Origin of the sequence: Paenibacillus lemnae (genome assembly GCF_012933385.1) — a bacterium.
Taxonomy (GTDB): Bacteria; Bacillota; Bacilli; order Paenibacillales; family Paenibacillaceae; genus Paenibacillus_AQ; species Paenibacillus_AQ lemnae.
This window is the reverse complement of the sequence record NZ_JABBPN010000006.1, coordinates 45,989-68,645: the sequence shown is the minus strand read 5'-3', so window position 1 is coordinate 68,645 and position 22,657 is coordinate 45,989. Positions and strand designations below refer to the sequence as shown.

Here is a 22,657-nt window from a genome sequence, read left to right as displayed (position 1 = left end):
TTGTTCAAATATTCACGAGTGTTACCAACTTCGTCACAAATAACAGCCTATAAAACGCTGCGAACGCTTACTGTATAAGGATTTTTAGGCTAATAAAGATGCTAATCTCTGGCACATAACTGTAGAAGATGAAGCTGATATTGATTAGTTTTGCCCATGAGAAAGATTATTGACAAAACACAACAAAGAGTATATTTTGATATCAAGCATATATTTTGCACTGGGGAAAATTAATTGTTACAGGCCAAGCTGGAATGAATAAGATGATGGAAGAGGAGAGGGTAGTAAATGAGGTCATACTTTAAAAAGGGTTGGTTTCTTTTAGGTTTAATGTTTCTACTGGTTTTAACAGCCTGTTCATCAGAAAAGAATGGGGGCAGCCAGCAGAATGACGGGAAAATCACCATCGTCACGACCATTGCCCAGATTGCCGAACCAATCTCCGTCATTGGCGGTGATAAGGTGAAGGTAGAGAGTCTGATGGGTCCTGGTGTGGATCCCCACTTGTATAATGCGACCCAAGGAGATATCGGCAAACTGGATCGCGCGGACCTGATTTTATACAGCGGCCTCCATCTGGAAGGGAACATGACCAAGATATTCGAACAAATCGGAAAATCAAAATCTGTCCTGGCCATTAGCGAATCGCTGCCGAAAGATCAGCTGCTGCATGATGACAAGGGTGCCATTGACCCGCATGTTTGGTTTGATCTCGATTTATGGGAAGCGGCATTAAATGCTGCCGTTGAAGAAATGAAAGCCTATGCTCCAGAGCATGCGGAAGAATTTGAAGCGAGCAAACAGCGATATTTCACCGAACTTCATAATCTGCAGATTGAGATACAGGAAAAACTCTCTTCCATAGATCCGGACCAGCGTGTCATTGTTACTGCACATGATGCGTTTGGTTACTTCGGAAGAGCCTACGATATGAAGGTCGTGGGATTACAGGGATTAAGCACTGAAGATGAGATCAGTGTTACTGATATTGACCGGACGATTGACATTCTCATGGAGCATCAGGTTCCGGCTGTCTTTGTGGAAACCAGCATTAATTCAAAATCAGTGGAAGCCGTCATCCAGGGTGCTTCCAGTAAAGGGCTGGACGTCAAGCTTGGCGGAGAATTATTTTCGGATGCGATGGGTGACCAGGGGACGGAGGAAGGAACCTACATCGGAATGTACCGCCATAATGCCAATACCATTTATGAAGCGCTGAGCAGGAAGGGTGATTGATGATGAGTGTGATTGAAGTAAAAGACGTGAGTGCTTCTTACCGGAAAAATCAGGTTCTGCATAACGTGAACTTTGAGGTGCAGCCGGGCACGCTGACCGCTATTATCGGTCCCAACGGTGCCGGCAAATCAACGCTGCTTAAGGTGCTGCTGGAGCTGCATCCCAAGCTGTCAGGTTCAGTATCTTTTTTAGGATCAAACCTGAAGCGAATGAAAAAACGGATTGGTTATGTTCCGCAGCGCGGTTCCGTGGATTGGGATTTTCCAACCCATGCGCTGGATGTTGTCACGATGGGACTCTACGGCCATATCGGCTGGTTCCGCCGGCCGAATCGAAAGCATGTGGAGAGAGCTATGGCTTGCCTGAAACAGATGGGGATGGAGGATTATGCCTACCGCCAGATCAGCCAGCTATCGGGCGGACAGCAGCAGCGTGTGTTTTTGGCACGTGCCCTGGTACAGGATGCTGACCTGTATTTTATGGATGAACCGCTGGCTGGTGTGGATGCGGCAACGGAAAAGGCCATTATGCATACGTTAAAAGAACTCAAAGAGCAGGGCAAAACCGTCATGGTGGTTCATCATGATCTCCAAACCGTGGAGGATTATTTCGATCATGTATTATTGCTGAACCGCTCGGTGTGGGCGCATGGTCCAACAAAAGAAGTGTTTACTCAAGATAATGTCTACCGCACATACGGTGGTACTCTGCGCTGGATGAAGGAGGCATAAGACCATGCTGTCTTATCTTTCGCCCAATACACAATGGGTGCTGCTGAGCACACTCATTCTAGGTATAGCTGCCGGGATGATCGGCTGCCTTGCCTACTGGAAGCGTCAGAGTCTGATGAGTGATGCTTTGTCCCATGCGGCTCTGCCGGGTGTGGTCATCGCTTTTGCCTTAACAGGTGTGAAAAGCCTGCCTGTACTGGTTCTTGGAGCAGCCATCAGCTCACTGCTTGGCGCGCTGCTGATCCAGGGCATCCGGTCTTCCAGCCGAATTAAAGAAGATACTGCGATGGGGATCATCTTATCTGTGTTTTTCGGCTTTGGCATTATGATGCTGACCATAGTCAGCCGTTCCGCGGGAGGCAGTCAGAGCGGCCTGGACGGCTTTATCTTCGGTCAGGCCGCCTCCATGGTCAGACAGGATGTGTATACAATGCTCATCATGGCGGCTCTGGTCATCCTGGTTGTGTTTGCCGGCTTTAAAGAATGGAAGCTGTTCTTGTTTGATCCGGATTTTGCGAAAGGGATGGGCTTATCCGGCAAATGGATGAACAGTTTATATCTTTCGGTCCTGGTACTGGTTATTGTGATCGGTATTCAGGCCGTGGGCGTTATCCTGATGGCAGCGCTGCTCATTATTCCTTCGGTCAGCGCCAGATATTGGAGTTCATCATTCCGCAGCATGGTGATCTGTTCCGGGGTCTTTGGAGGTGCGGCCGGAATGACGGGGAGCCTGCTCAGCTCCATTGGAAATGGCTGGCCGACCGGGCCATTTGTCGTATTAGCATCTTCAGCAATTTTTCTCGTATCGCTTATTTTTGGGGCGGAGAAGGGACTGCTGGTGCAGGCGCTTCAGCTGCGGCGACAAAAAAAGAGGCACCACTCGAACTCATGGCAGCATAAGACAGTCCACGTGAAGGAGGCGGAATAAGATGAGTTATGCCATGTGGATTTTATTGACGGCATCTCTTGTTGGCCTCTCCTGCGGCATTGTTGGCGCACTGCTCATCCTGCGACGGATGGCGATGATGGCCGATGCCATCAGTCACAGTGTTCTCCTTGGCATCGTGGTCGCTTACTTAATCACCCGGGAATTAAGCGGAATTCATATGCTCATCGGAGCGGTTATTGCAGGGCTGCTGACCGCAGTACTGGTACAGTGGTTCCATTCCCGCGGTGTTCAGAAGGACGCTTCCATCGGGGTGGTCTTTACCACGATGTTTGCGATTGGAGTCGTCCTGATCGCAACCAAGGTCGGTAATGCTCACCTGGACACCAAGCATGCACTCATGGGGGAGATCACCTTTATTCCATGGGAGAAGGTTCAAGTGCCTTGGCTTGGCGAAATCCCGCAGGCGACCCTGACACTGAGTGCAGTGCTCCTCCTGGTTGTGTTCATTATCTTGATCTTTTATAAGGAGTGGAAAATCACTTCCTTTGATCCGGCGCTGGCTGCAAGTCTCGGTATTCCCGTTGTTCTGATGCACTATATCTTTATGTCAATGGTTTCGCTGACCACGGTAGCTGCTTTTGATGCGGTTGGTGCGATCATGGTGGTGGCGATGCTGATTACGCCGGCGGCCTCTGCCTATTTATGGACAGACCGCCTGTCCATCATGATGATGCTAAGTGCGCTCTTTGGGGTGGTCTCTGCTATAATGGGCTACTATATCGCCGTTTGGCTGGATACTTCGATATCCGGTTCCATGGCGTTTGCTACCGGTCTTGTATTCTTGCTCAGCTTCCTGTTCTCACCAAAGCATGGTCTGGCATCCAGGCTACATTATCGTTCGGCAGCAGCCGACAGCTAATTATATCGGCCGTTGAACGGCTTACAGCCTTCGGGACTTGAACCCCGGAGGCTGTATTATGTTCTATATAGAATGAACTAAAGATAAAACTTATATATAGCGGAGGCGACAAGTGATTCTGGAGAAGCGTCAGCGTCCGCCTAAAAGCTTTCCGAAGGAAAGTAGGATTAATCAGAAGTGCCAAAAATCATGAATAAGTTATAATGATTCCGGAGGTGTAGGCTGTGCATGATCGATCTTTGCAAACGATAGAAAATGCTAAAATGTTCGTACATCAAGAATTGAAACATGATCCAAGCGGTCATGATTGGTGGCACATCGTCAGGGTCACCCGTACGGCAAAAATGCTGGCTATGAGCGAAGGGGCTGATGAGTATATATGCGAGCTGTCGGCACTGCTGCATGATATCCCGGATGAGAAACTCAATCCCAGCAAGGAAGCGGGTACAGTCAAGCTGAAAAAATGGATGGATGAGGAACAGCTGCTGCCTGAAGACCAGGAAACCATTCTAAATATCATCAACTCCATTTCATTTGGCAAACTAAGTGAAGAGTCTCCATTAACACTGGAGGCTCAAATTGTGCAGGATGCGGACCGGCTGGATGCGATGGGAGCGATCGGTATTGCCAGGACATTTACCTATGCAGGCAGCAGAGGGAGACTGATGTTTAATCCAGATATCAAACCGAGAGCATATTTGACACCGCAGGAATACCGCACCGGGCGAAGCACAACGATCAATCACTTCTATGAGAAGCTGCTGAAGCTGAAATCGCAAATGAATACTGAAAGTGCGAAGATATTAGCACGCAAGCGCCACAACGAACTCGAGAAGTACCTTGAAGCCTTTCAGGCAGAGTGGAGCCTTGGTAATGAATCTTTTCTGGAAGAAATGCTAGGTCTGGAGTCTCCCATAAAAAAAGTCCATATCGTCTTTGATCGTCCCTCCTTTGACGTATTGGGAGCCGTTTTATCAGAGAGGCCGCACGAACACATTGTCCTGCTTGGTGACGATTTGAGTATCGGTCCGCTTCCTGGCGTAAACGATGCAGATACCCATAAGTTAAGAAGACAATGGCTGACGGGACTGGAGTCTGATTCAGAGACTAAAGATCAGATGCAGGAAGAGGTCTTGGACAGCGCGTTCAAGTGGAGGGCGCTTCCGGCCAAGCTGGCGATATATCCGCTGACCATCTGGGCTTCAGATTCAGCTCATGAACAGGTGGGATTGAGGAGACTCATGTCCCTGCTTCCGGAAGCAGCGGACATTGCGATCTTGAACCCAACCGCACTCCTGAGCAACCATGCTGTACAGTATTACTATACCGGCGAAATTGTTATGGATAAGCTGGAATCTCTGCTTGGCAAGGAGATTGTACCTTCAGCAGATATCCGCCGTGATCTGGTAATGGATTGGGAGAGACTGCTTCAAGAAGATCAGAAGCTTCGTATCTTGCAGAAAGGAGAGGTCATATCTGTATCAGAGTCTTACTTTGACGTGAACATTATGAAATCTGCGCTGGAGCTCGGTGCACGTAATAAATGGGTGAAAGCTCTCCGAGTTGCAAGTGAAGCCATGTTTAAATATACAGACCAGCGTGTATCTCAACTGTACTTCGAGGACCGGATTCAGCGGCTGGTGTCTCAAAATCTGCTGCAGGCACAAGGCTTACTGACTTCAATGAGAACGTACAGCGTAACCATAACGAAAAGCGGAACAGAATTCCTCTCTTCTCTTGAATCATAACAAAAAGGTTACAGCATTACGGTAGACAGAACCTTCCATTTGTTGATACTCTTATATTTTGAGGCCAATTGTTCTTGTGTAAGGCTTGATCATGGATACCATATATAAAGGAAGATGAATGGAATATGAGCTTATCCTCCGGTTTATTCGGATTCATTATTCTGCTGAACATTACATTTGCCATCGTTGTTATTTTTCAAGGCAGACGTGATATCGGATCGACATGGGCCTGGCTGCTGGTTCTTTTGCTTATCCCGATTGTGGGCTTTATCCTGTATTTGTTTCTCGCTCAGAATTTCAAACGCAAAAAGCTGTTTTACTGGGACGAGTTCAAGAAGAGCGGGCTGGACCGGGGCATCAAATCACAAGTATCCCAATTTCGATCCCAGCAATTCGAGTTTCGCAACAAGATTTCCGAAGAATATCACAACCTGATCACTATGAATTTGCTGAACAATCAGGCAGCGCTTTCGGAAGATAACAGCATGGAGATCATCACAGATGGTCATAAAAAGTTCGAGACCCTGTTTAAAGACATTGAAGCGGCAACCGATTTCATACATATCCAGTATTACATTATACGCAGAGACAAGCTGGGTAAGAAGCTGCTGGAGCTGTTATCCAAAAAAGCAAGAGAAGGCGTCAGAGTCCGGTTACTGTATGATGAGCTGGGTTCTCGAGGAATCGGCAAAAGATTGCTGAAAGAGCTTCGTGAATCCGGCGGACAAGCAGAAGCTTTTTTTCCTTCGAAGTTCAAACTGATTAATCTTCGTCTGAATTACCGGAATCATCGAAAGCTGGTCATCATTGACGGCAAAGTAGGCTATATTGGCGGTTTCAATGTCGGTGACGAATATCTCGGCTTGGACCCGAAATTCGGATATTGGCGGGACACCCATCTGAGAATCCAAGGCTCTGCCGTATATGCCATTCAAACCCGTTTCGTCCTGGACTGGAATCAGGCTTCTCAGGAGCATGACATCACGTATTTTCCTTCCTTATTTCCTGAGGTTCCTCATCGGGGTGTTGTCGGGATGCAGATCGTGTCCAGCGGGCCCGATACCGAATATGAACATATCAAGAACGGTTATCTGAAGATGATCACTTCCGCGGAGGAGTCCATCTACATTCAAACGCCGTACTTCATTCCGGATAACAGTATGCTGGATGCCCTCCGGGTAGCCTGCTTGTCTGGTGTGGAGGTGAACCTCATGATTCCGGACAAGCCGGATCATATGTTTGTTTATTGGGCGACCTTATCGTATATCGGCGAGTTGTTAAAAGCTGGTGCCAATGTCTATCAGTACAATAACGGGTTTGTTCATGCCAAGACACTCGTCGTTGACGAAAAGGCCGCTTCTGTCGGCACCGCCAATATTGATTATCGCAGCTTCCGTTTAAACTTTGAGGTGAATGCCTTTATCTATGACGAGAGTATTGCACGTGAGCTGAACGATAACTTCCGGAAGGATATGGCTGTATCTACACTTTTGACATTGGAGAAGTATCATGCGATGTCCAAATGGGTGAAGTTGAAAGAGGGGATCTCGAGGCTTCTTTCACCGATCCTGTAGCTATGGATAATTATAAAAGCTTGCAGCTTAACCCAAACAGCCCACCGGCTTAACATCCGCAGGCTGTTTTGTTTTACTATAAGATATATATAAAGGCTGGTGATGTTACGTGTTATTTACACAAGAGGAAAAAGAAAAGGTACAAAATCTTTCGCTGGAGATGGACCGGACAAGGACCGTTCATCCTGAACTGCTGGAGCTGATCTATGAGAAAAGATGGTTCCATCTTTTTGTTCCGGATCAGCTGCAGGGACATATGATGACGCTGCCTGAAGCCGTACATATATTTAAAGAATGTTCCCGTCTCGACGGCAATTTGGGGTGGCTGGTCACAATTGGAGCTGGCGGCGGTTTTTTTGCCGCATATATGCAGCGAGACACCGCGGAGGAAGTATATGCCCGCAGAGATGCTGTTATTTCCGGCAGTGGAACTCCCGGAGGTACGGCAGTTCGAGTCCCCGGCGGATATCGGGTAAGCGGAAGCTGGAAGTACAGCAGCGGTTCTACCTATGCTACTGCATTTACGGCCAATGCGATCATCCAGGATGATGAAGCCAGCAGTATGAAGGGTGCAGAAGAATCGCCTGTGGTTCGTTCCTTTACTTTTGAACCCCATCAGGTGGAAATTCAAAGAGACTGGAACGCGTTTGGTTTACGCGCTACGGAGAGCCACACCATTACGGTCAAGGATGCCTTTGTAAGCGAGAGCAGAACGTTCTCCCTAGACGAGCCCACTGCATTTAGGGACGAGCCAATATATCAATATCCATTTCTCCCGTTTGCACAAGCGTCATTTGCTGCTGTCGCACTGGGTATCGGACGTCATTTCATGGAGCTGGCGTATGACATCATCGAGGCCCGCACATCACATGAAGAGCTGATGGAGGAATGGACACGTCAGGAAAAGCAGCTGTTAATGGCGGAAGCAGCTTTTCATCAGACGATCGGTCAATCCTGGGAGATTCTGCTGGCTGAAGGCACACTGCCGGAAAATATTGGAGACAATGTGACTTCGGTCTGTGTGTCTGCTGCCGCTCTTTCGCAGCATGCTTGCGGCAAGCTGTTTCCAATGCTTGGACTATTGGCAGCGATGGAGGATCATCCTGTCAATATCTGCTGGAGAGACCTTCAGACGGCTTGCCAACATACTTTACTTCGAACACATTCGTGAATGTTATGAATTTAGATAGATAAGGAAGTGTTTCATGGAAGGAAATTCTCAGCAGGCTTACACCAAGAGTTGGAGCGTGTACAAGCATATGCTGGTCAAATATGTGTTGCCGCAGAAAAAGCTCTTGTTCAGCCTGTCAGCGCTCCTGCTTGCATCGATCGCACTGCAGCTTGTCAATCCACAGATCATACGTTATTTTATCGACAATGCCCAAGGTAATGGAAGCTTGAACGCCTTGTATTATGCAGCCGGATTTTTTATTCTGTTCTCTTTAATGCAGCAGGGTATTTCCGTGGCAGCTGCTTATTTCAGTGAGAACCTGGGCTGGAAAACAACCAACCGTCTTCGTTCCGAGCTCGTAGAGCATTGTCTGGCCCTGGATATGAGCTTTCATAAAACGCAAACGTCCGGCGCTCTGATTGAACGGGTAGACGGTGACGTCAATGCACTTGCTAATTTCTTTTCCAGTTTTATTATTCATCTGTTCGGAAATTTACTGCTCATGATTGGAATCCTGGTACTGTTGTTCCGTGAAAATATTTGGATCGGATCTACCATGACACTTTTTGTAATAGGCAGTATTGTGGTTCTTCAGTATATCCGGCGTTTAGCCGTTCCGACATGGAAGCGTTGGAGACAGCTGAATGCCGACTTTTATGGCTTTATTGGGGAACATCTTGAAGGGACAGAAGATACACGGGCGAACGGTGCGGCGGGTTATGTCATGAACCGGTTTTATGAAATGGCACGTATTATGCTGCCTGTGCGGGTCCGCGCATTCCTTGGCTTTTTCATGATGTGGAGTACGACCATTTTTGTATTTGCGCTAGGTAATGCTGCCGCTTTCATAGTCTGTGTATTGCTATGGAACCGTCCCGAAGCCGGTCTGACCATCGGTTCAGTATACCTTGTGTTTTATTATACAGAGCTGCTTGCGAAGCCCATCGAGAAGATCCGCACCCAGCTGGAGGATCTGCAAAAAGCAGACGCCAGCCTGCTTCGTGTCACGGAGCTGCTTGCCACCAAGCCGGCTATTCAGGACGGACCTGGTACACCTCTCCCGGAAGGTCCGCTGTCTGTACGTTTCCAAGACATGTCATTCTCCTATGAGGAAGACGGAGAAAGAACGATCAAGGACCTGAATCTTGAGCTTAAACCCGGACAGACCTTGGGTCTGCTTGGCCGCACTGGCAGTGGCAAATCTACATTGGCCCGTTTGCTGCTTCGGTTTTATGATCCGCAGAACGGCAGTATTGAACTGGCTGGCGTAGATATCCGGAAATGCCGGTTACATGAGCTGCGTAGCAAGGTTGCACTTGTGACACAGAACATTGAAATTCTGGAGGGTACCGTTCGTGATAACCTGACCTTGTTTGATGACCGCATACTAGATACCAGGATTACCCAGGTGCTGGATGAGCTCGGATTGAACAACTGGCGAGAATCCATTCCAGATGGTCTAGATAGTGTACTCTCGTCAGGCGGCGGAGGATTATCCGCCGGAGAAGCACAGCTTCTGGCGTTTGCGCGTGTCTTTTTAACCAATCCGGGGCTTGTCATTCTCGACGAAGCGTCATCCCGGCTGGACCCGCTGACCGAATCACGAATTGAAGCTGCCATTACGAAATTGCTGCAAGAAAAAACTTGTATTATCATTGCTCATCGTCTTACGACCGTGCAGCGGGCAGACCAGATTCTGATTCTGGACAAAGGCATAAGTGTTGAGAATGGCTCACGGGACAGCCTGGCATCGAACCCGGAATCCCGGTTCAGCCGCATGCTGGCCATTGGAATGGAGGATGTACTCGCATGAAAACCAGACATTTTTTCTGGCGCATGATCGCCTATCTTCCTGGACTTTATCTGCTGAACTTGTTCGTGTGGTCCTTAATTCACATGGCACCGCTTGTACCCGGCCTCCTTACCAAAGCCTTTTTCGATCATTTAGAGGGTACCTATGAATTCCCTTATGGCGTGTGGGCTATCGCTGTTCTGCTCATTGGTGCGGCACTTGCAAGAATTGCCGTGATCTATGCCGGTTTTATGACAGACGTGCATTTCAGGTTCCGGGTCAGTACGCTGATACGCAGAAATATGCTGGCACATGTTCTGAAGGAGCCTGGGGCTAAAGCAATCCCTTGTTCGCCGGGAGAAGCGATCAGCAATTTCAGGGATGATGTGGAACAGGCAGAGGAAGCGACCAGTTGGTCGGTGGATACGCTGGGACTGATCGGTTTTGTCATAGCCGCCAGTATGATCCTGGTTTCCATTGATGCGGAGCTGACCGTGCTCGTGTTCGTTCCATTGATTCTGGTTGTGACGGCAGCGCAGATTGCAACAGCCAGAATCCAGAAGTTCAGAGCGGCAAGCCGGGAATCCACAGCTAAAGTGACGGGCGCGATCAGCGAAATTTTTGCGAACGTTCAAGCCATTCAGGTAGCTGGGGCTGAGAAAAGAGTAGTTGATAAGTTCAGCAGGCTGAGCGAACAGCGCCGACAGTCGATGGTTAAGGATAAGCTGCTGAGTGAGACCCTATCTTCTGTGTTTACGAATTCAGTCAACTTGGGTACTGGACTCATTCTGGTTCTGGCTGGTTACAAAATGCGTGACGGCCAGTTTACAGTCGGAGATCTCTCGCTGTTCGTCTACTACCTGACATTTGTAACCCAGTTAATCGCGAACGTGGGGAATTTTATGACGTATTATAAGCAGCTGGGTGTCAGCTTTCAGCGTATGAAAACCATGCTGCAGGGTGCGCCAGCATCACTGCTGACAGCGGCTAACTACATCGGAGTTGGCAAGGTGAAGGGCTCTCACGATGAAAGAGGAGTGAAGAATCAGAGCAAAAGTGCGAGCATATCCGGTATGCCTGCTGCTGAAGTACATCTCGGGGCTAGCGAGGATGTTATTCCGAATGTGATGAACGAATTTCACCAGCAAGGCATGTCCGCACTGGCTCCTAAACTGCAGGTACTGCAGGCGAAAGACTTAACCTATCGGTATCCTGAATCCGGCAGGGGAATCAAAGATATCCATCTGCGGCTTGAGCAGGGATCCTTCACTGTAGTTACAGGGATGATCGGAAGCGGGAAAACGACACTCATTCGCACACTGCTCGGTCTGCTGCCTGCACAGCATGGGGAGATCACCTGGAATGGTGAGCGTATTGCGGCACCTGCGGATTTCTTCATTCCGCCGCAAAGTGCTTACACAGCTCAAATTCCGCGGCTGTACAGTGATAAACTAAGCAGTAATATACTGCTGGGATTATCAGCTTCTGAGGAACAGCTCAATAAGGCGATTCACGGCGCAGTCATGGAAGAAGATGTGGCACACCTTCAGCTTGGGCTGGATACGATGGTTGGTCCGCGCGGAGTCAAGTTGTCCGGAGGGCAGGTTCAGCGTACCGCAGCAGCCAGGATGCTGGTTCGTGACGCCCAGCTGTATGTGTTCGATGATCTATCCAGCGCGCTGGATGTGGATACTGAACGGCGCTTGTGGGAGCGCTTGTTTCAGGATCGGGGAGAGGCGACATGTCTAGTCGTATCCCACCGCAAAGCTGCTTTGTCCCGGGCCGACCATATTATCGTGCTGAACGGCGGTGCTATCGAGGCCGAAGGGACGGCAGAATACCTGCTGAAGGTAAGTGAAAGCTTCAGAAAGCTGTGGCATGGGGAAGAGGCGGGGTAGCTGGTAACGGGGCTCGAAAAAAATGATGAAGACAGAGAAGGAAAGGCCGTCCAGCGATGGACGGCCTTTTTTTATGGTGGAGGGGGGATGATTTCTTCATTATTAACAATTAAGAAGATGGTCAGCTGCAAGCCAGGAGGCGCTAAAGGACTAAATCCGGCAGGGAAGATTGGACTTACGGTGTCCGTCGGTCTACCCCAAGGGCGCGTATAGCTGTATTGGTTCTCAATGATCTGTATTTGACCTGTTGAAGGAGCAGAGGTGCCTCCGCTTCGATAATCAACAAATACGGCAAGTCGTTGGGCTACTTGTTGAATCAAAATATTATCTTCGATCAGAATTTCGACAATATTCTGGAAGTAGTTTGCTGCAGCGGCAAGAAAGATTATCGTACTGCCATCCAGTCCTTCATGATTAAAGTAATTCTCTTGAATAAATATAGAGGTGTTGGAAGTAGGTGCATTAATGAGCACAAACTGGGTCCAGCTTGTTCCAAAATTGTTATTAATAATAATGGTATCAAAAGCTAGAGGACCTTCTATCGAAACCATTCTTCGACTTGAGGCATTCCCGCTAAAAATATTACCGTAGACTAGCGTTCTTCCTCTTATCCGTTCAAAAACAAGTCCATCCCGGTTTCCGAGGTGAATGACTGTATTCCCGATAAAGGTGAAGTCCTGTGTATCAATAAATGCCGTTCTTCTGCCACCTTCAAAAATGTTATAGCGCAGAATAATTCCTTCATAGAGCAACACTACAGGTTCGGTTTGAATTGCGGGAATATTAAATAACGAGTTTTGATCTCCAGAAGTCGGTGTGGGACCTGACCATCTAATGTTCTCCAGGATCACGTCATTTGCCCGTATAGACATGTATGAAAAGTCAGGCAGGCCACCGGTTAACACAAAAACTACGTTGGTTTGTTCAGCGGATATTCCGCGAATCGTTAGCGTCTTGTTAATAACAAATTGAACGACAGGGGGATCAAACGGATTCGGACCTCCCTGAACGGGAACAACATAGGTACCTGGTGCCAGTTCAATAACATCTCCAGGATTCGCAGCGGCTACCGCAGCTGGAAGCGTTGCAGGTGTGGTGCCCTGCGTTCGGTTTCGAATCTGGTTTACGATGGCGACAATATTCGTTCCTAGCGTAATCGCGTTGAATTCCTGATTCGGATTAAAGGTTACCGTTGCGCTAGGTGCCGGGGACTGGAGACGGACAGCTGTAGTCCTGGCTATGACGGGGGAGCCGCTGATATCATAGATCCCGGGCTCAAGGATAATACGGCTGATCGACTCATTGTTTAAGGCGGCAAGCAGTTCATCACTGGTTGCAACCGTAACCGTAACTTGTTCACCTAATCGCTGCAGAAACAGGGATGCATTTACATTGCTGGCTGATCCGCCAGCCGGCGTGGTCAATTGGACTTCATTAATGGATACATTATTAAAGTACCTAACGTTCAAAACCGCCGGAGCGGTGTCCACGGTAAAGATGGCAGCACCAAAATTTTGCTGGTTCACATCATCTGAGCCATAAATCGTATTGACTACTAATGTATCATCGAGAAAGAATGCAAACTGATTCACGTCATTGCCTGTCACCGAAAATTGAGCGTAATAATCCCCGGTGTTCGTTATGATCACGTCTGCTGAACCTTCGACATGCGTAAAGCTTCCGAAAATGATTCCGTTACTATCGTATGGAATGTCTTCACCCGGATTTATCGTTTGTACGGTTAGATTATAAATATAGGCATGGTCTGCTGATATCCCGGCAGGTCCCACCGGACCCTGATCGCCAGTGGCACCAGTCTCGCCTTGAGCACCCGTTGCACCTTGGGGGCCTTGAATCCCTTGAAGGCCAACAATTCCTTCAGGTCCTGGCGGTCCCGGAGGGCCGGGAGGAGAGAATCCGATGAGACCGGCAGGCCCCCGCGGGCCTTGCTCCCCTGAAGGACCTGCAGGGCCGGCACGTCCTACCGCTCCTTGTGGACTAATTCCCTGTAATCCTGGCGGTCCCTGTTCACCGGTAAGGCCCGGCGGGCCAACCTCACCTGGCAGACCTTGAACTCCCTGGGGTCCTTCGGGGCCGACGGGTCCTTGAGGTCCTTGAGGACCTGTCAAACGATCGGGACTGCGGCGCCGTCGTCGTTTGTCTATTTCACTCACCATCATTCACCTCCTGCCGTTAGAGTCGTTGAATCAGAATGGATGCTGTCACATTTGCCTCTGTACCACCTGCCAGTGTTTCTAACAGAACAGCGCCAGCTGAAACATGATTTCGTAATGTAACAACCGCTGAATCCGCTACGGTAATGATGACGAAACCTGTATTCTGCTGGTCTACATCAGCTGATCCATATATAGAACCAGGTACGGGATCGGTGCCATTATCCAGGAATATGGCAAACTGATTGGCCTGCTGCCCGGTCACGGAGAACAAAACCTTATAGTTTCCGGGGTCTGTAATTGTTATTTCAGCATCGCCTACTGTGTGAAGGATCCCGCCAAACAAGGTGCCGTTGCTGTCAAATGTCACATCTACGCCAACAGGCACTTCTTGCGCCGTGGATTGGAAAATGTATCCGTAGGTGAGAGAGGCCGCTGTACCTGCAGGTCCAGTCGGTCCAATAGGGCCTGTTGCGCCTGCAGCTCCTTCAGGACCTGTCAATCCCTGAATGCCCGGTATCCCTTGAATACCCTGTGGTCCTTGTGCTCCGGGCGGACCTACAGGTCCTTGTGGTCCTTCAGGTCCAGGCGGCCCCTGAATACCTTGCGGTCCTGCGGGGCCAACAGGCCCCCTAGGACCCGGAGGTCCAGCCGGTCCTTGGGATCCCGGCAATCCAGGCGGTCCTTGAATGCCTTGTGCTCCCCTTGCCCCTTGAGGCCCTTGAGGTCCCTGGGGACCCTGCAGTCCCTGTGGTCCTTGAGGCCCTTGCGGGCCGCGCGGACCCGGAGGTCCTGGAGGACATTTTTTTCTGCCCATGAGACAATCACCCTTCCCTTTTAATCTAAGGCATGATATTCGCGGGTTATTTCACAGGTCCGGGCGAATGGGTTAACAAATTGTTTTTATTTTCCTAATATACGGTATAAGGTGTGACTGTGGCAGGGAGAGGGGGCTTGTAGATTGCAGCAGCCTTTAAAATACTTGGGGATTATGGTGGAGACCGAACCGCTTCGCAAGAAAATACTCAAACCATATGTCCTTTCCAATTCAACTCCTATGAAACTGTATTCGTTCACACCGTTGTCCATTCATTGGAGAACTGGTCTTGTCCGCGGATTGGAATATATCGCAGGCACTTGGAGGGAGCGAATGTTTCCCTTTCCGCATGTCGTATACAACCGCTGTTATAACCGAGAATCCCTACTTTTTAAACGTATAGAGCAGGTCATCGGAAAGGGCCGTTGCTTCAACCATACCAATTACTGGAACAAGATGGACATGATCAGATTTTTGTCCCAGTCTCTGCCGGATCATATTCCCGAAACTTATGTTTACCGGCCGCAGGATCTATTGATGTTATCTGAGAAGCATCCTCTGATGTTCTTTAAACCGTCTTACGGTTCAAAGGGAACAGGTGTCTATCGTTCAGAAAGAAAACCGGAAGGCTCATACTGGGTAGGGCTGCACTATAACCGTCCGATGGCGGTGCTCGAACAGCAAACGGAGTGGGTCGTTTACTTGGAATCCTTGATTGGCAGTAAATCGTACATTGTTCAGAAAGGGATATCCTCCATTTCGCACCCATCCCTTCGAATTTTCGATATTCGTGCACTGCTGCAAAAGAATCGGCAGGGTAACTGGGATCTCACCAACTTAATCAGCAGAATTGCGAATGAAGGCAGTTACAATACCAGCATTTGTGATGATATTCACCCCACTGCATTTTGGCTTCGTACTTTTTTAACAGAATCCAGCAAAAATACAGTTCTTCACGAAATCCTTCAAATTGGAATGCAGACTGCCCACATGCTGGATTCACTCGGAATGGGTTCGGGTGAATTCAGTATTGATTTTATGCTGGACGAACATCTTCATCCGTGGATCATCGAACTGAACGGCAGTCCGCAAAAAGAACTGTACGAAAATATGCCGGAAAGAAGAATCGTGTACCAGCGTCCGGTGGAATACGCCGCGTATCTGGCACGATCTAATGGGTGATAAACAGAAGGCGATCAGCCGGGCAGAAAAACATGGAGAAGGGGTGTCTCAGAGTCATTACTGACTTTGGGACACCCCTTCGATTTAAGCGTGATCATTCACTCGTGCATTTACAGCTCACACGTTCACGGAATCTGCTTGCACATTGACCGGCATACTGGCCAGCCAGCTTCGTTTCCATTTCATTTGCATGATAAAAGTCAGGATGAGAGAAGCAGCAACGATCAGACTAAGAATGATGAACCCTGGTGTATAGGATCCTGTGGCTTGATACAATCTTCCAAGAATTAATGGAAGTGCAAATCCTCCAAGACCGCCAGCTGCACCGACAATGCCTGTAACCAAGCCGATTTCGGCTCTAAAACGCTGCGGTACAAGCTGGAAGACAGATCCATTCCCGGCGCCAAGGCACATCATGCCGATGAACAGAATGACGACGACCATAGGCAGCGGCGGCAGGAACGAAACACCAAGCAGCATCAGTGCAGCAACCGCGTACAGCATCATCAGCATTTTTGAGCCGCCGATCCGATCGGCTAGATATCCGCCCACCGGCCGGAAAAAGCTGCCTGCGATGACGCAAATGGTTGTAATATCTGCGGCCTGTACTGCGGACAAGCCATACTGTGTATTGAAAAAGATCGTTAGATAATTGGCCAAACCGACAAACCCGCCAAACGTTACACAGTACAGGGCGCAAAATACCCAGGCGTCACGCTGTTTCAGCACATGCCCATACTCGGATAACTTTTTGGGTGCTGGGCGGTCGGGACTGTTTTTGGCAAAAATCGAGAAATAAATGAATACGAGGGCAATCGGAATGATAGCAAGACCGAAGACCGCTTCCCAGCTTCCGAAATGTTGAGCCAGCCGGTTGGCAAACAAGGTAGCGATCACCGTTCCGCTGTTGCCTGCACCTGCAATACCCATCGCCAGTCCCTGATGTTCTTTCGGATACCACTGACCAGCCAGCGGAAGAGCAGCAGCAAATGAGGCTCCGGCTATACCGAGAAGAACGGCGACAACATACAGCTGATCCAGAGAACTGACCCACAGCCATCCGAGGATTAAAGGGAGCAGGGTAATCAGCATGCCGAGCTGCGCGGTGAGCTTGGGGCCGATCCGATCAGCCAGATAACCGAGAACCAGACGCAGAATCGATCCCCCCAGGATCGGCAAGGCAACGAGATTCGCTTTTTGGACCGGGTCCATCGGGTAGTCTCCTGCGATCACGACGGCCAGGGGTCCCAGCAGCCCCCAGATCATAAAACTGATATCAAAATACAAAAATGAACCGAACAGGGTTGGCTTATGACCGCTTTGCCAAAAACTTTTTTTCTCTGCATTTTCCATCCATGTTTCACTCCTTCATCCCCATGATTTTTTGTTTATTTTGTTTCTGAGTGCACAAAAATGCCGCAAACGCCCCTGTAAACAACAACAGGTACCGATTGCGGCTTCATTGCCGGCAGACTAGCACTTCATTGTGCCGATCCGTTCAATTTGATACACATTATATGGAATCTCAATTGGATATGTCAATATACTTCACGTTATTTCTTAGAAAATTTAATTTTACCAGTGTTTAATGTTATGTATATTGACATGAAGGAGAGAATCCATTACCCTGAAGAAGACATTTTGATATTGATCCGTACAATGATGTGCGGTTAATGAGCGGCAACGGCGCCCTTTTCCTATACGACGGAGAAGGGCTTTTTGTGTGAATGTAATGAAGGTTCCACAGGGATAGGAGGGATTCCATGAATAAAGAAAAATTATTGATCATAGGAAACGGCATGGCAGGTGTAAGATGCGTGGAGGAAATTCTGGAACTGGATCCCTTGCGCTTTGACATTACCATTGTGGGTGCTGAACCTCGGCCGAACTATAACCGCATACTGTTGTCCAAGGTTCTGCAGGGAGAACAGGGGCATAAAGACATCGTGTTGAATGACTGGAGCTGGTATCAAGAACACAATATCAATTTATTAGCGGGTGAGCAGGTAAGTGAGTTGAATCCCGAAAACCGCCAGGCAATTACCGCTTCGGGGATGGTCATTCCTTATGATTACCTTGTGCTGGCGACAGGATCTGCGCCTTTCATACCGAATATCCCAGGCACAGAAAAAGAAGGGGTTATCACATTTCGAACGCTGGATGATTGCGAAAATATGAAGCGTTATGCCCTTACCTATCGCAAAGCTGTGGTAATTGGCGGAGGGCTGCTCGGGCTGGAAGCAGCCCGTGGACTGCTTCATTTGGGTATGGAAGCAGCTGTGATTCACAATGCTCCATACATTATGAATCGACAGCTGGATGCTCAGGCAGCCGGCATGCTGCAGCAAGAGCTGGAAGGTCTCGGGATGACCTTTTTGCTCGACAAGCATACGGCACGGATCACAGGCAGAAACCGTGTGAAGGAACTTCGATTTACTGACGGATCCAGACTTGGTGTCGATGTGGTTGTGCTGGCAGTGGGAATCCGTCCCCGAATGGAACTTGCGGAGCGGAGTGGCATTCGCACATCGCGCGGAATAGTTGTTGACGATTACATGCGCACCAGCGTTCCGGCAATTTATGCCGTCGGCGAATGCGCGGAGCACCGGGGGATCAGCTATGGTCTTGTGGCTCCGCTGTATGAACAGGCTAAGATTCTGGCAAGGACGCTGTGCGACTCCAATCCGGAGCCTTATACCGGTTCCATCCCTTACTCCCAGCTCAAAATATCCGGTATTGATGTATTTTCTGCCGGTCAAATAACGGGGCCTGACACCGAGGTGGCTGTTCAGCATTATGATGCCTTGTCCCGCACTTATAAGAAAGTCATGCAAAGACATGGCAGAGTAGCAGGCGCAGTGTTGTATGGAGACACCACCGAAAGTGCAGCACTTTTATCCATGGTGAAGACAGGTGCTGCTGCAGAACAGCTTCTCACAAGATCGTCTGATCATAACGAAGACCAGCTTGGAATCAGGGGAATGCCTCTTGAAGAGATCATATGTGCATGCAACAGCGTCTCGAAAGGTCAGATTTTAAGTGCAGTTGATGAGCATCGCCTGCAAACCGTGCAGGAAATCAAAGAGAAAACACGAGCTTCAGGTTCCTGCGGGGGCTGCCGCCCGCAAGTGTCAGTGCTGCTGCAGCTTGCCAAGGATGGCAAAACGAATCAAGCTGTGAAGGTGAAAGAAGGACTGAAACCTGTCTGTTCCTGTACAGATAAGGACCACGCAACACTTCATTCTCTAATCTCAGAGACCGTGATTCATCATGAAGACATAAAATCTCTTACTATGCATGTCCTTTTACAGCAGCTGGGCTGGAGAACCCCCGATGGCTGTCCGGTCTGCCGGCAGGCCATCACTTTCTATCTGCGCATGCAGGACGTGGATGTTCAGGTTTTGAGCCCGGAGTGCTTACATGCTGAAACTGAAGCTTCAGCACCTTGGGTAACCGGCATTAAAGTCTGGCTGGATCCCGGTCTAAAGAAGTGTGAGTTCTATGAACAAGCTCAAAGTCTGAGTAGCACATGTCTCGCCCGCTGGATCGATGTCCCGCTCCCGGATCACCTTAGTGCTGCCATTACCTTGTTGTCCGGGAGCTCGGTCAGTCTGCTGGTACACAGCATTGGTATCTCTGTCTCTCCAGCGGGCTGGGAGGTGTATGCCGGAGGACACTCGGCCCATCCCGTCAAGGAAAGCCAGCTGATCGGTGTTGCAGAAGAAGTGGAGGATGTTGTTGAGCTGGCATCCGCTGCTCTCCAATTGTATCGCCAAAGTGCGATTTCGGGAGAGTCGATATGGCAATGGGTGGAGCGCAGGGGTGTAATGGAAATCCGCCATCATCTCCTCGATGAATCGAGTCGGCAAGCTCTTGCCATTAAGCTGTACCGATCGTGCGGCCGCCCTGCAAAAGCGAATGTGAATTTAGAGAAAATGGAGGGACTGTGTTATGGCGAAGCTTGAGCAGAAATCCGCAGCGATAGAGGGACTTCACACCCAGTGCCCTTTCTGCAGTGTTCAATGCAAAATGACCGTGAAGATTTCATCGCGTGAGCCGGGTGAGACGAAGGAGCGCTATTTTGTCGAAGGAGCAGAGAACGAAGCCTCACAAGGAAGAGTCTGTGTCAAAGGGTTGAATGCCCATCAGCATTCGTTTCATTCACAGAGACTGACATCGCCTCTCATCCGAATCCAGGGTGATCTGGTTCCCTGCTCTTGGGAGCGGGCTATAGGTGAAATGGAACGCCGGTTCAATGAGAGTGCAGCTAGACTTGGTCGAGATGGAAATGCTGTATATGGCGGCGGCTCCTTAACAAATGAGACGGCTTATCTGCTCGGGAAATTTGCCAGAGTCGCTCTAGGCACCCGGTATATTGATTATAACGGCAGATTCTGCATGTCTGCGGCTGCTTCCGCAGGTACCCGGACATTTGGCATGGACCGCGGGCTTACCTTCAGGTTAAGCGATATCCCTAAAGCCCAGTGTATCATTCTGGCCGGAACCAATATTGCGGAATGCCAGCCGACACTGCTGCCGTATTTCAATCAGGCTAAAGACAATGGTGCGAAAATTATTGTCATTGATCCCCGTAAAACCGCCACGGCTGCCATAGCGGACATTCACCTGCCTGTGAAGCCGGGGAATGATGCCCTGCTGGGGGACGCTATCCTCAAGATCATGGTGGGGGAAGGGCTGGTCGACGAGAAATTTATTCTTTCCAGAACTAAGGGATATGAGGAACTGAAAGACTACTTGAACGGTATATCACTTGATGAAGCTGCTGAGACCTGCGGCGTAGAACTGCAAAAAATTCGTGATGCAGCGCTGTGTTTCGGTGCCGCTGAAACCGGAATGGTGCTGACAGCGAGAGGTGTGGAGCAGCAGGCTGACGGTCATCTGGCTGTCAGGCACTTTCTTAATCTATTGCTGGCTTCCGGCAAAATCGGCAGAGAAGGCTGCGGCTATGGTGCTATTACAGGACAGGGAAACGGACAGGGAGGAAGAGAACATGGGCAAAAAGCGGATCAGCTGCCTGGGTACCGCTCAATCGAAAACGAAGAGGACCGTGCGTATGTGGCTAAAGTATGGGGCATAGAACCTGGCAGCCTACCCGGTAAAGGTGTGTCCGCTTACGAGATGATGGAGCTGATCGGCAGCGGAGACATCTCTTCCCTGTTTGTCATGGGCTCCAATCCCGTTGTCTCAAATCCGAACGCGGGTTTCGTGGAAAAAGCTCTTCAGAAGCTGGATTTTCTGGTCGTCGCCGATATGTTTCTGTCCGAAACGGCGAAGATGGCGGATCTGGTGCTTCCGGTAACCAGTTACATTGAGAACGGAGGGACGCTGACCAATCTGGAAGGGCGTGTGCTGTTAAGAGAAGCGCAGGTAAGCCCGCCGGGAGATGCCAGGCATGATTGGGAAATTTTATGCGCGGTTGCAATCCGAATGGGAAAAGGCTCATTTTTTCAATATTCGGATGTTGAAGACATTTTTAACGAACTGCGGGTCGCCAGTCGATACGGTGCAGCAGATTATTACGGGATTACTTATGAACGTCTGCGGCAAGAAGGAGGTCTGTATTGGCCATGCCCATCGCTGGATAAGCCGGGAGAAGGCTTGTTGTTCCAGGATTCATTCCCGCTGCCTGACGGCCGGGCTGCTTTCACCACAGAGACAGGAGAAGTCTGGAAAGGGGAATCCCGGGAGTATCCGCTAACTTTAACGAACGGACGTGTGCTGGCTCATTACTTGACAGGCGTGCAGACGAGGCGCAGTCCATCGCTTCTTGCCAGGGAAATTGAAAATTTCATGGAAATTCACCCGGAGACAGCACGCAAATACGGGGTTCGGGATGGAGAATGGGTGGAGATTACCTCCAAAGAAGGTTTGTTTACTGTGCGTAGCCGCTATAAGGAGGGAATCAGGGAGGATACGGTATTTGTGCCTATGCATTGGGGCGGAGCCCAGAATTTGAACCGGGCGACCCGTCCCGATCTGGATCCTTACTGCAGGATGCCGGCGTTCAAAACGGCTGCCGTGTCAGTCAGGCCGTTAAGGTCTTGATATGATTTAGGTTGGAGCGGAATGTGTGCGAAAACCGCACACATTCTGGGGCACGAGCTAGGTTCGGGCTTAATGTGTGCGGAAAACCACATACATTCTGGCGTACCAGCCGGGTTCGGGCCTAATGTATGCGGAAAACCACATACATTCTAACGCGCGAGCTGGGATCGGGCCTAATGTATGTGGAAAACCACATACATTTCGGTGCACGAGCGGGATTTGAGTGCAATGTGTGCGGAAAACCACATACATTCTAGCGTACGAGCCGGGTTCGGGCCTAATGTATGTGGAAAACCACATACATTCTAACGCGCGAGCTGGGGTGGAGTGCAATGTATGCGGAAAACCGCATACATTCTGGCACACGAACTAGGTTGGAGTGCAATGTATGCGGAAAACCGCATACATTCCGGCGCACGAGCGAATAATCCCGCTATTCTGAATTGAAAAAATAAGCCCG

15 protein-coding genes are annotated in these 22,657 nt (G+C 49.4%); 12 read left to right on the top strand and 3 right to left on the bottom strand.

Annotated elements, in window-relative coordinates:
• Positions 1-330 precede the first annotated feature (330 nt).
• From HII30_RS08790 to HII30_RS08750, 9 genes are all read left to right on the top strand, one after another.
• Positions 331-1,236, top strand: a complete 906-nt coding sequence (locus HII30_RS08790) for a metal ABC transporter solute-binding protein, Zn/Mn family (RefSeq protein ID WP_246246210.1) — start codon at positions 331-333, stop codon at positions 1,234-1,236.
• 2 nt (positions 1,237-1,238) lie between these two features.
• On the top strand, positions 1,239-1,967 hold the full coding sequence (locus tag HII30_RS08785; RefSeq protein ID WP_169504751.1) for a metal ABC transporter ATP-binding protein: 729 nt from the start codon (positions 1,239-1,241) through the stop codon (positions 1,965-1,967).
• Positions 1,968-1,971: 4 nt separating this feature from the next.
• Complete coding sequence (locus HII30_RS08780) at positions 1,972-2,895, top strand: metal ABC transporter permease (RefSeq protein ID WP_169504649.1); 924 nt, start codon at positions 1,972-1,974, stop codon at positions 2,893-2,895.
• 1 nt (position 2,896) lies between these two features.
• On the top strand, positions 2,897-3,775 hold the full coding sequence (locus HII30_RS08775) for a metal ABC transporter permease (RefSeq protein ID WP_169504648.1): 879 nt from the start codon (positions 2,897-2,899) through the stop codon (positions 3,773-3,775).
• Positions 3,776-4,056: 281 nt separating this feature from the next.
• Entirely contained in the window at positions 4,057-5,523 is a 1,467-nt protein-coding gene (locus HII30_RS08770) for a DUF3658 domain-containing protein (RefSeq protein WP_246246209.1), read from the top strand.
• A gap of 125 nt (positions 5,524-5,648) precedes the next feature.
• On the top strand, positions 5,649-7,097 hold the full coding sequence (gene cls / locus HII30_RS08765) for a cardiolipin synthase (RefSeq protein WP_169504646.1): 1,449 nt from the start codon (positions 5,649-5,651) through the stop codon (positions 7,095-7,097).
• A 109-nt stretch (positions 7,098-7,206) separates the two neighbouring features.
• Positions 7,207-8,268, top strand: coding sequence for an acyl-CoA dehydrogenase family protein (locus HII30_RS08760; RefSeq protein ID WP_169504645.1), 1,062 nt, complete (start codon positions 7,207-7,209; stop codon positions 8,266-8,268).
• Positions 8,269-8,302: 34 nt separating this feature from the next.
• Positions 8,303-10,081 carry an ABC transporter ATP-binding protein gene (locus tag HII30_RS08755; protein WP_169504644.1) on the top strand — a complete coding sequence of 593 codons (1,779 nt, stop codon included), beginning with the start codon at positions 8,303-8,305 and terminating at the stop codon, positions 10,079-10,081.
• A complete protein-coding gene (locus HII30_RS08750) occupies positions 10,078-11,958 on the top strand; it encodes an ABC transporter ATP-binding protein (protein ID WP_169504643.1) in 1,881 nt (626 codons plus the stop codon). The genes HII30_RS08755 and HII30_RS08750 overlap by 4 nt, the downstream gene beginning before the upstream one ends.
• Positions 11,959-12,029: 71 nt before the next feature.
• Here HII30_RS08750 and HII30_RS08745 read toward each other — a convergent pair whose 3' ends face one another.
• Together HII30_RS08745 and HII30_RS21925 are read right to left on the bottom strand one after the other, a co-directional pair.
• Positions 12,030-14,132, bottom strand: a complete 2,103-nt coding sequence (locus tag HII30_RS08745) for a collagen-like protein (RefSeq protein WP_169504642.1) — start codon at positions 14,130-14,132, stop codon at positions 12,030-12,032.
• Between the two features lie 19 nt (positions 14,133-14,151).
• On the bottom strand, positions 14,152-14,949 hold the full coding sequence (locus tag HII30_RS21925; RefSeq protein WP_169504641.1) for a collagen-like domain-containing protein: 798 nt from the start codon (positions 14,947-14,949) through the stop codon (positions 14,152-14,154).
• 144 nt (positions 14,950-15,093) lie between these two features.
• Between HII30_RS21925 and HII30_RS08735 the strand changes: the two genes are divergently transcribed.
• Positions 15,094-16,131 carry a YheC/YheD family protein gene (locus tag HII30_RS08735; RefSeq protein ID WP_169504640.1) on the top strand — a complete coding sequence of 346 codons (1,038 nt, stop codon included), beginning with the start codon at positions 15,094-15,096 and terminating at the stop codon, positions 16,129-16,131.
• Positions 16,132-16,248: 117 nt separating this feature from the next.
• Here the strand turns inward: HII30_RS08735 and HII30_RS08730 are convergent, their stop codons facing one another.
• Positions 16,249-17,484 (bottom strand): nitrate/nitrite transporter, encoded by a 1,236-nt coding sequence (locus HII30_RS08730; RefSeq protein ID WP_169504639.1) that lies wholly within the window; start codon positions 17,482-17,484, stop codon positions 16,249-16,251.
• A 410-nt stretch (positions 17,485-17,894) separates the two neighbouring features.
• Between HII30_RS08730 and nirB the strand changes: the two genes are divergently transcribed.
• Complete coding sequence (gene nirB / locus HII30_RS08725; protein WP_169504638.1) at positions 17,895-20,096, top strand: nitrite reductase large subunit NirB; 2,202 nt, start codon at positions 17,895-17,897, stop codon at positions 20,094-20,096.
• On the top strand, positions 20,083-22,197 hold the full coding sequence (nasC, locus tag HII30_RS08720) for an assimilatory nitrate reductase catalytic subunit NasC (RefSeq protein WP_169504637.1): 2,115 nt from the start codon (positions 20,083-20,085) through the stop codon (positions 22,195-22,197). Before nirB ends, nasC begins: the two co-directional genes overlap by 14 nt.
• Positions 22,198-22,657: the final 460 nt, after the last annotated feature.

Excerpts from the sequence above, each read along its gene's own strand:
- nirB (WP_169504638.1), top strand. The coding sequence starts at position 17,895 with ATGAATAAAGAAAAATTATTGATCATAGGAAACGGCATGGCAGGTGTA.
- HII30_RS08790 (WP_246246210.1), top strand. The coding sequence starts at position 331 with ATGTTTCTACTGGTTTTAACAGCCTGTTCATCAGAAAAGAATGGGGGC.
- nasC (WP_169504637.1), top strand. The coding sequence starts at position 20,083 with ATGGCGAAGCTTGAGCAGAAATCCGCAGCGATAGAGGGACTTCACACC.
- HII30_RS08750 (WP_169504643.1), top strand. The coding sequence starts at position 10,078 with ATGAAAACCAGACATTTTTTCTGGCGCATGATCGCCTATCTTCCTGGA.
- HII30_RS08785 (WP_169504751.1), top strand. The coding sequence starts at position 1,239 with ATGAGTGTGATTGAAGTAAAAGACGTGAGTGCTTCTTACCGGAAAAAT.
- HII30_RS08755 (WP_169504644.1), top strand. The coding sequence starts at position 8,303 with ATGGAAGGAAATTCTCAGCAGGCTTACACCAAGAGTTGGAGCGTGTAC.
- cls (WP_169504646.1), top strand. The coding sequence starts at position 5,649 with ATGAGCTTATCCTCCGGTTTATTCGGATTCATTATTCTGCTGAACATT.
- HII30_RS08730 (WP_169504639.1), bottom strand. The coding sequence starts at position 17,484 with ATGGAAAATGCAGAGAAAAAAAGTTTTTGGCAAAGCGGTCATAAGCCA.
- HII30_RS08780 (WP_169504649.1), top strand. The coding sequence starts at position 1,972 with ATGCTGTCTTATCTTTCGCCCAATACACAATGGGTGCTGCTGAGCACA.
- HII30_RS08775 (WP_169504648.1), top strand. The coding sequence starts at position 2,897 with ATGAGTTATGCCATGTGGATTTTATTGACGGCATCTCTTGTTGGCCTC.
- HII30_RS21925 (WP_169504641.1), bottom strand. The coding sequence starts at position 14,949 with ATGGGCAGAAAAAAATGTCCTCCAGGACCTCCGGGTCCGCGCGGCCCG.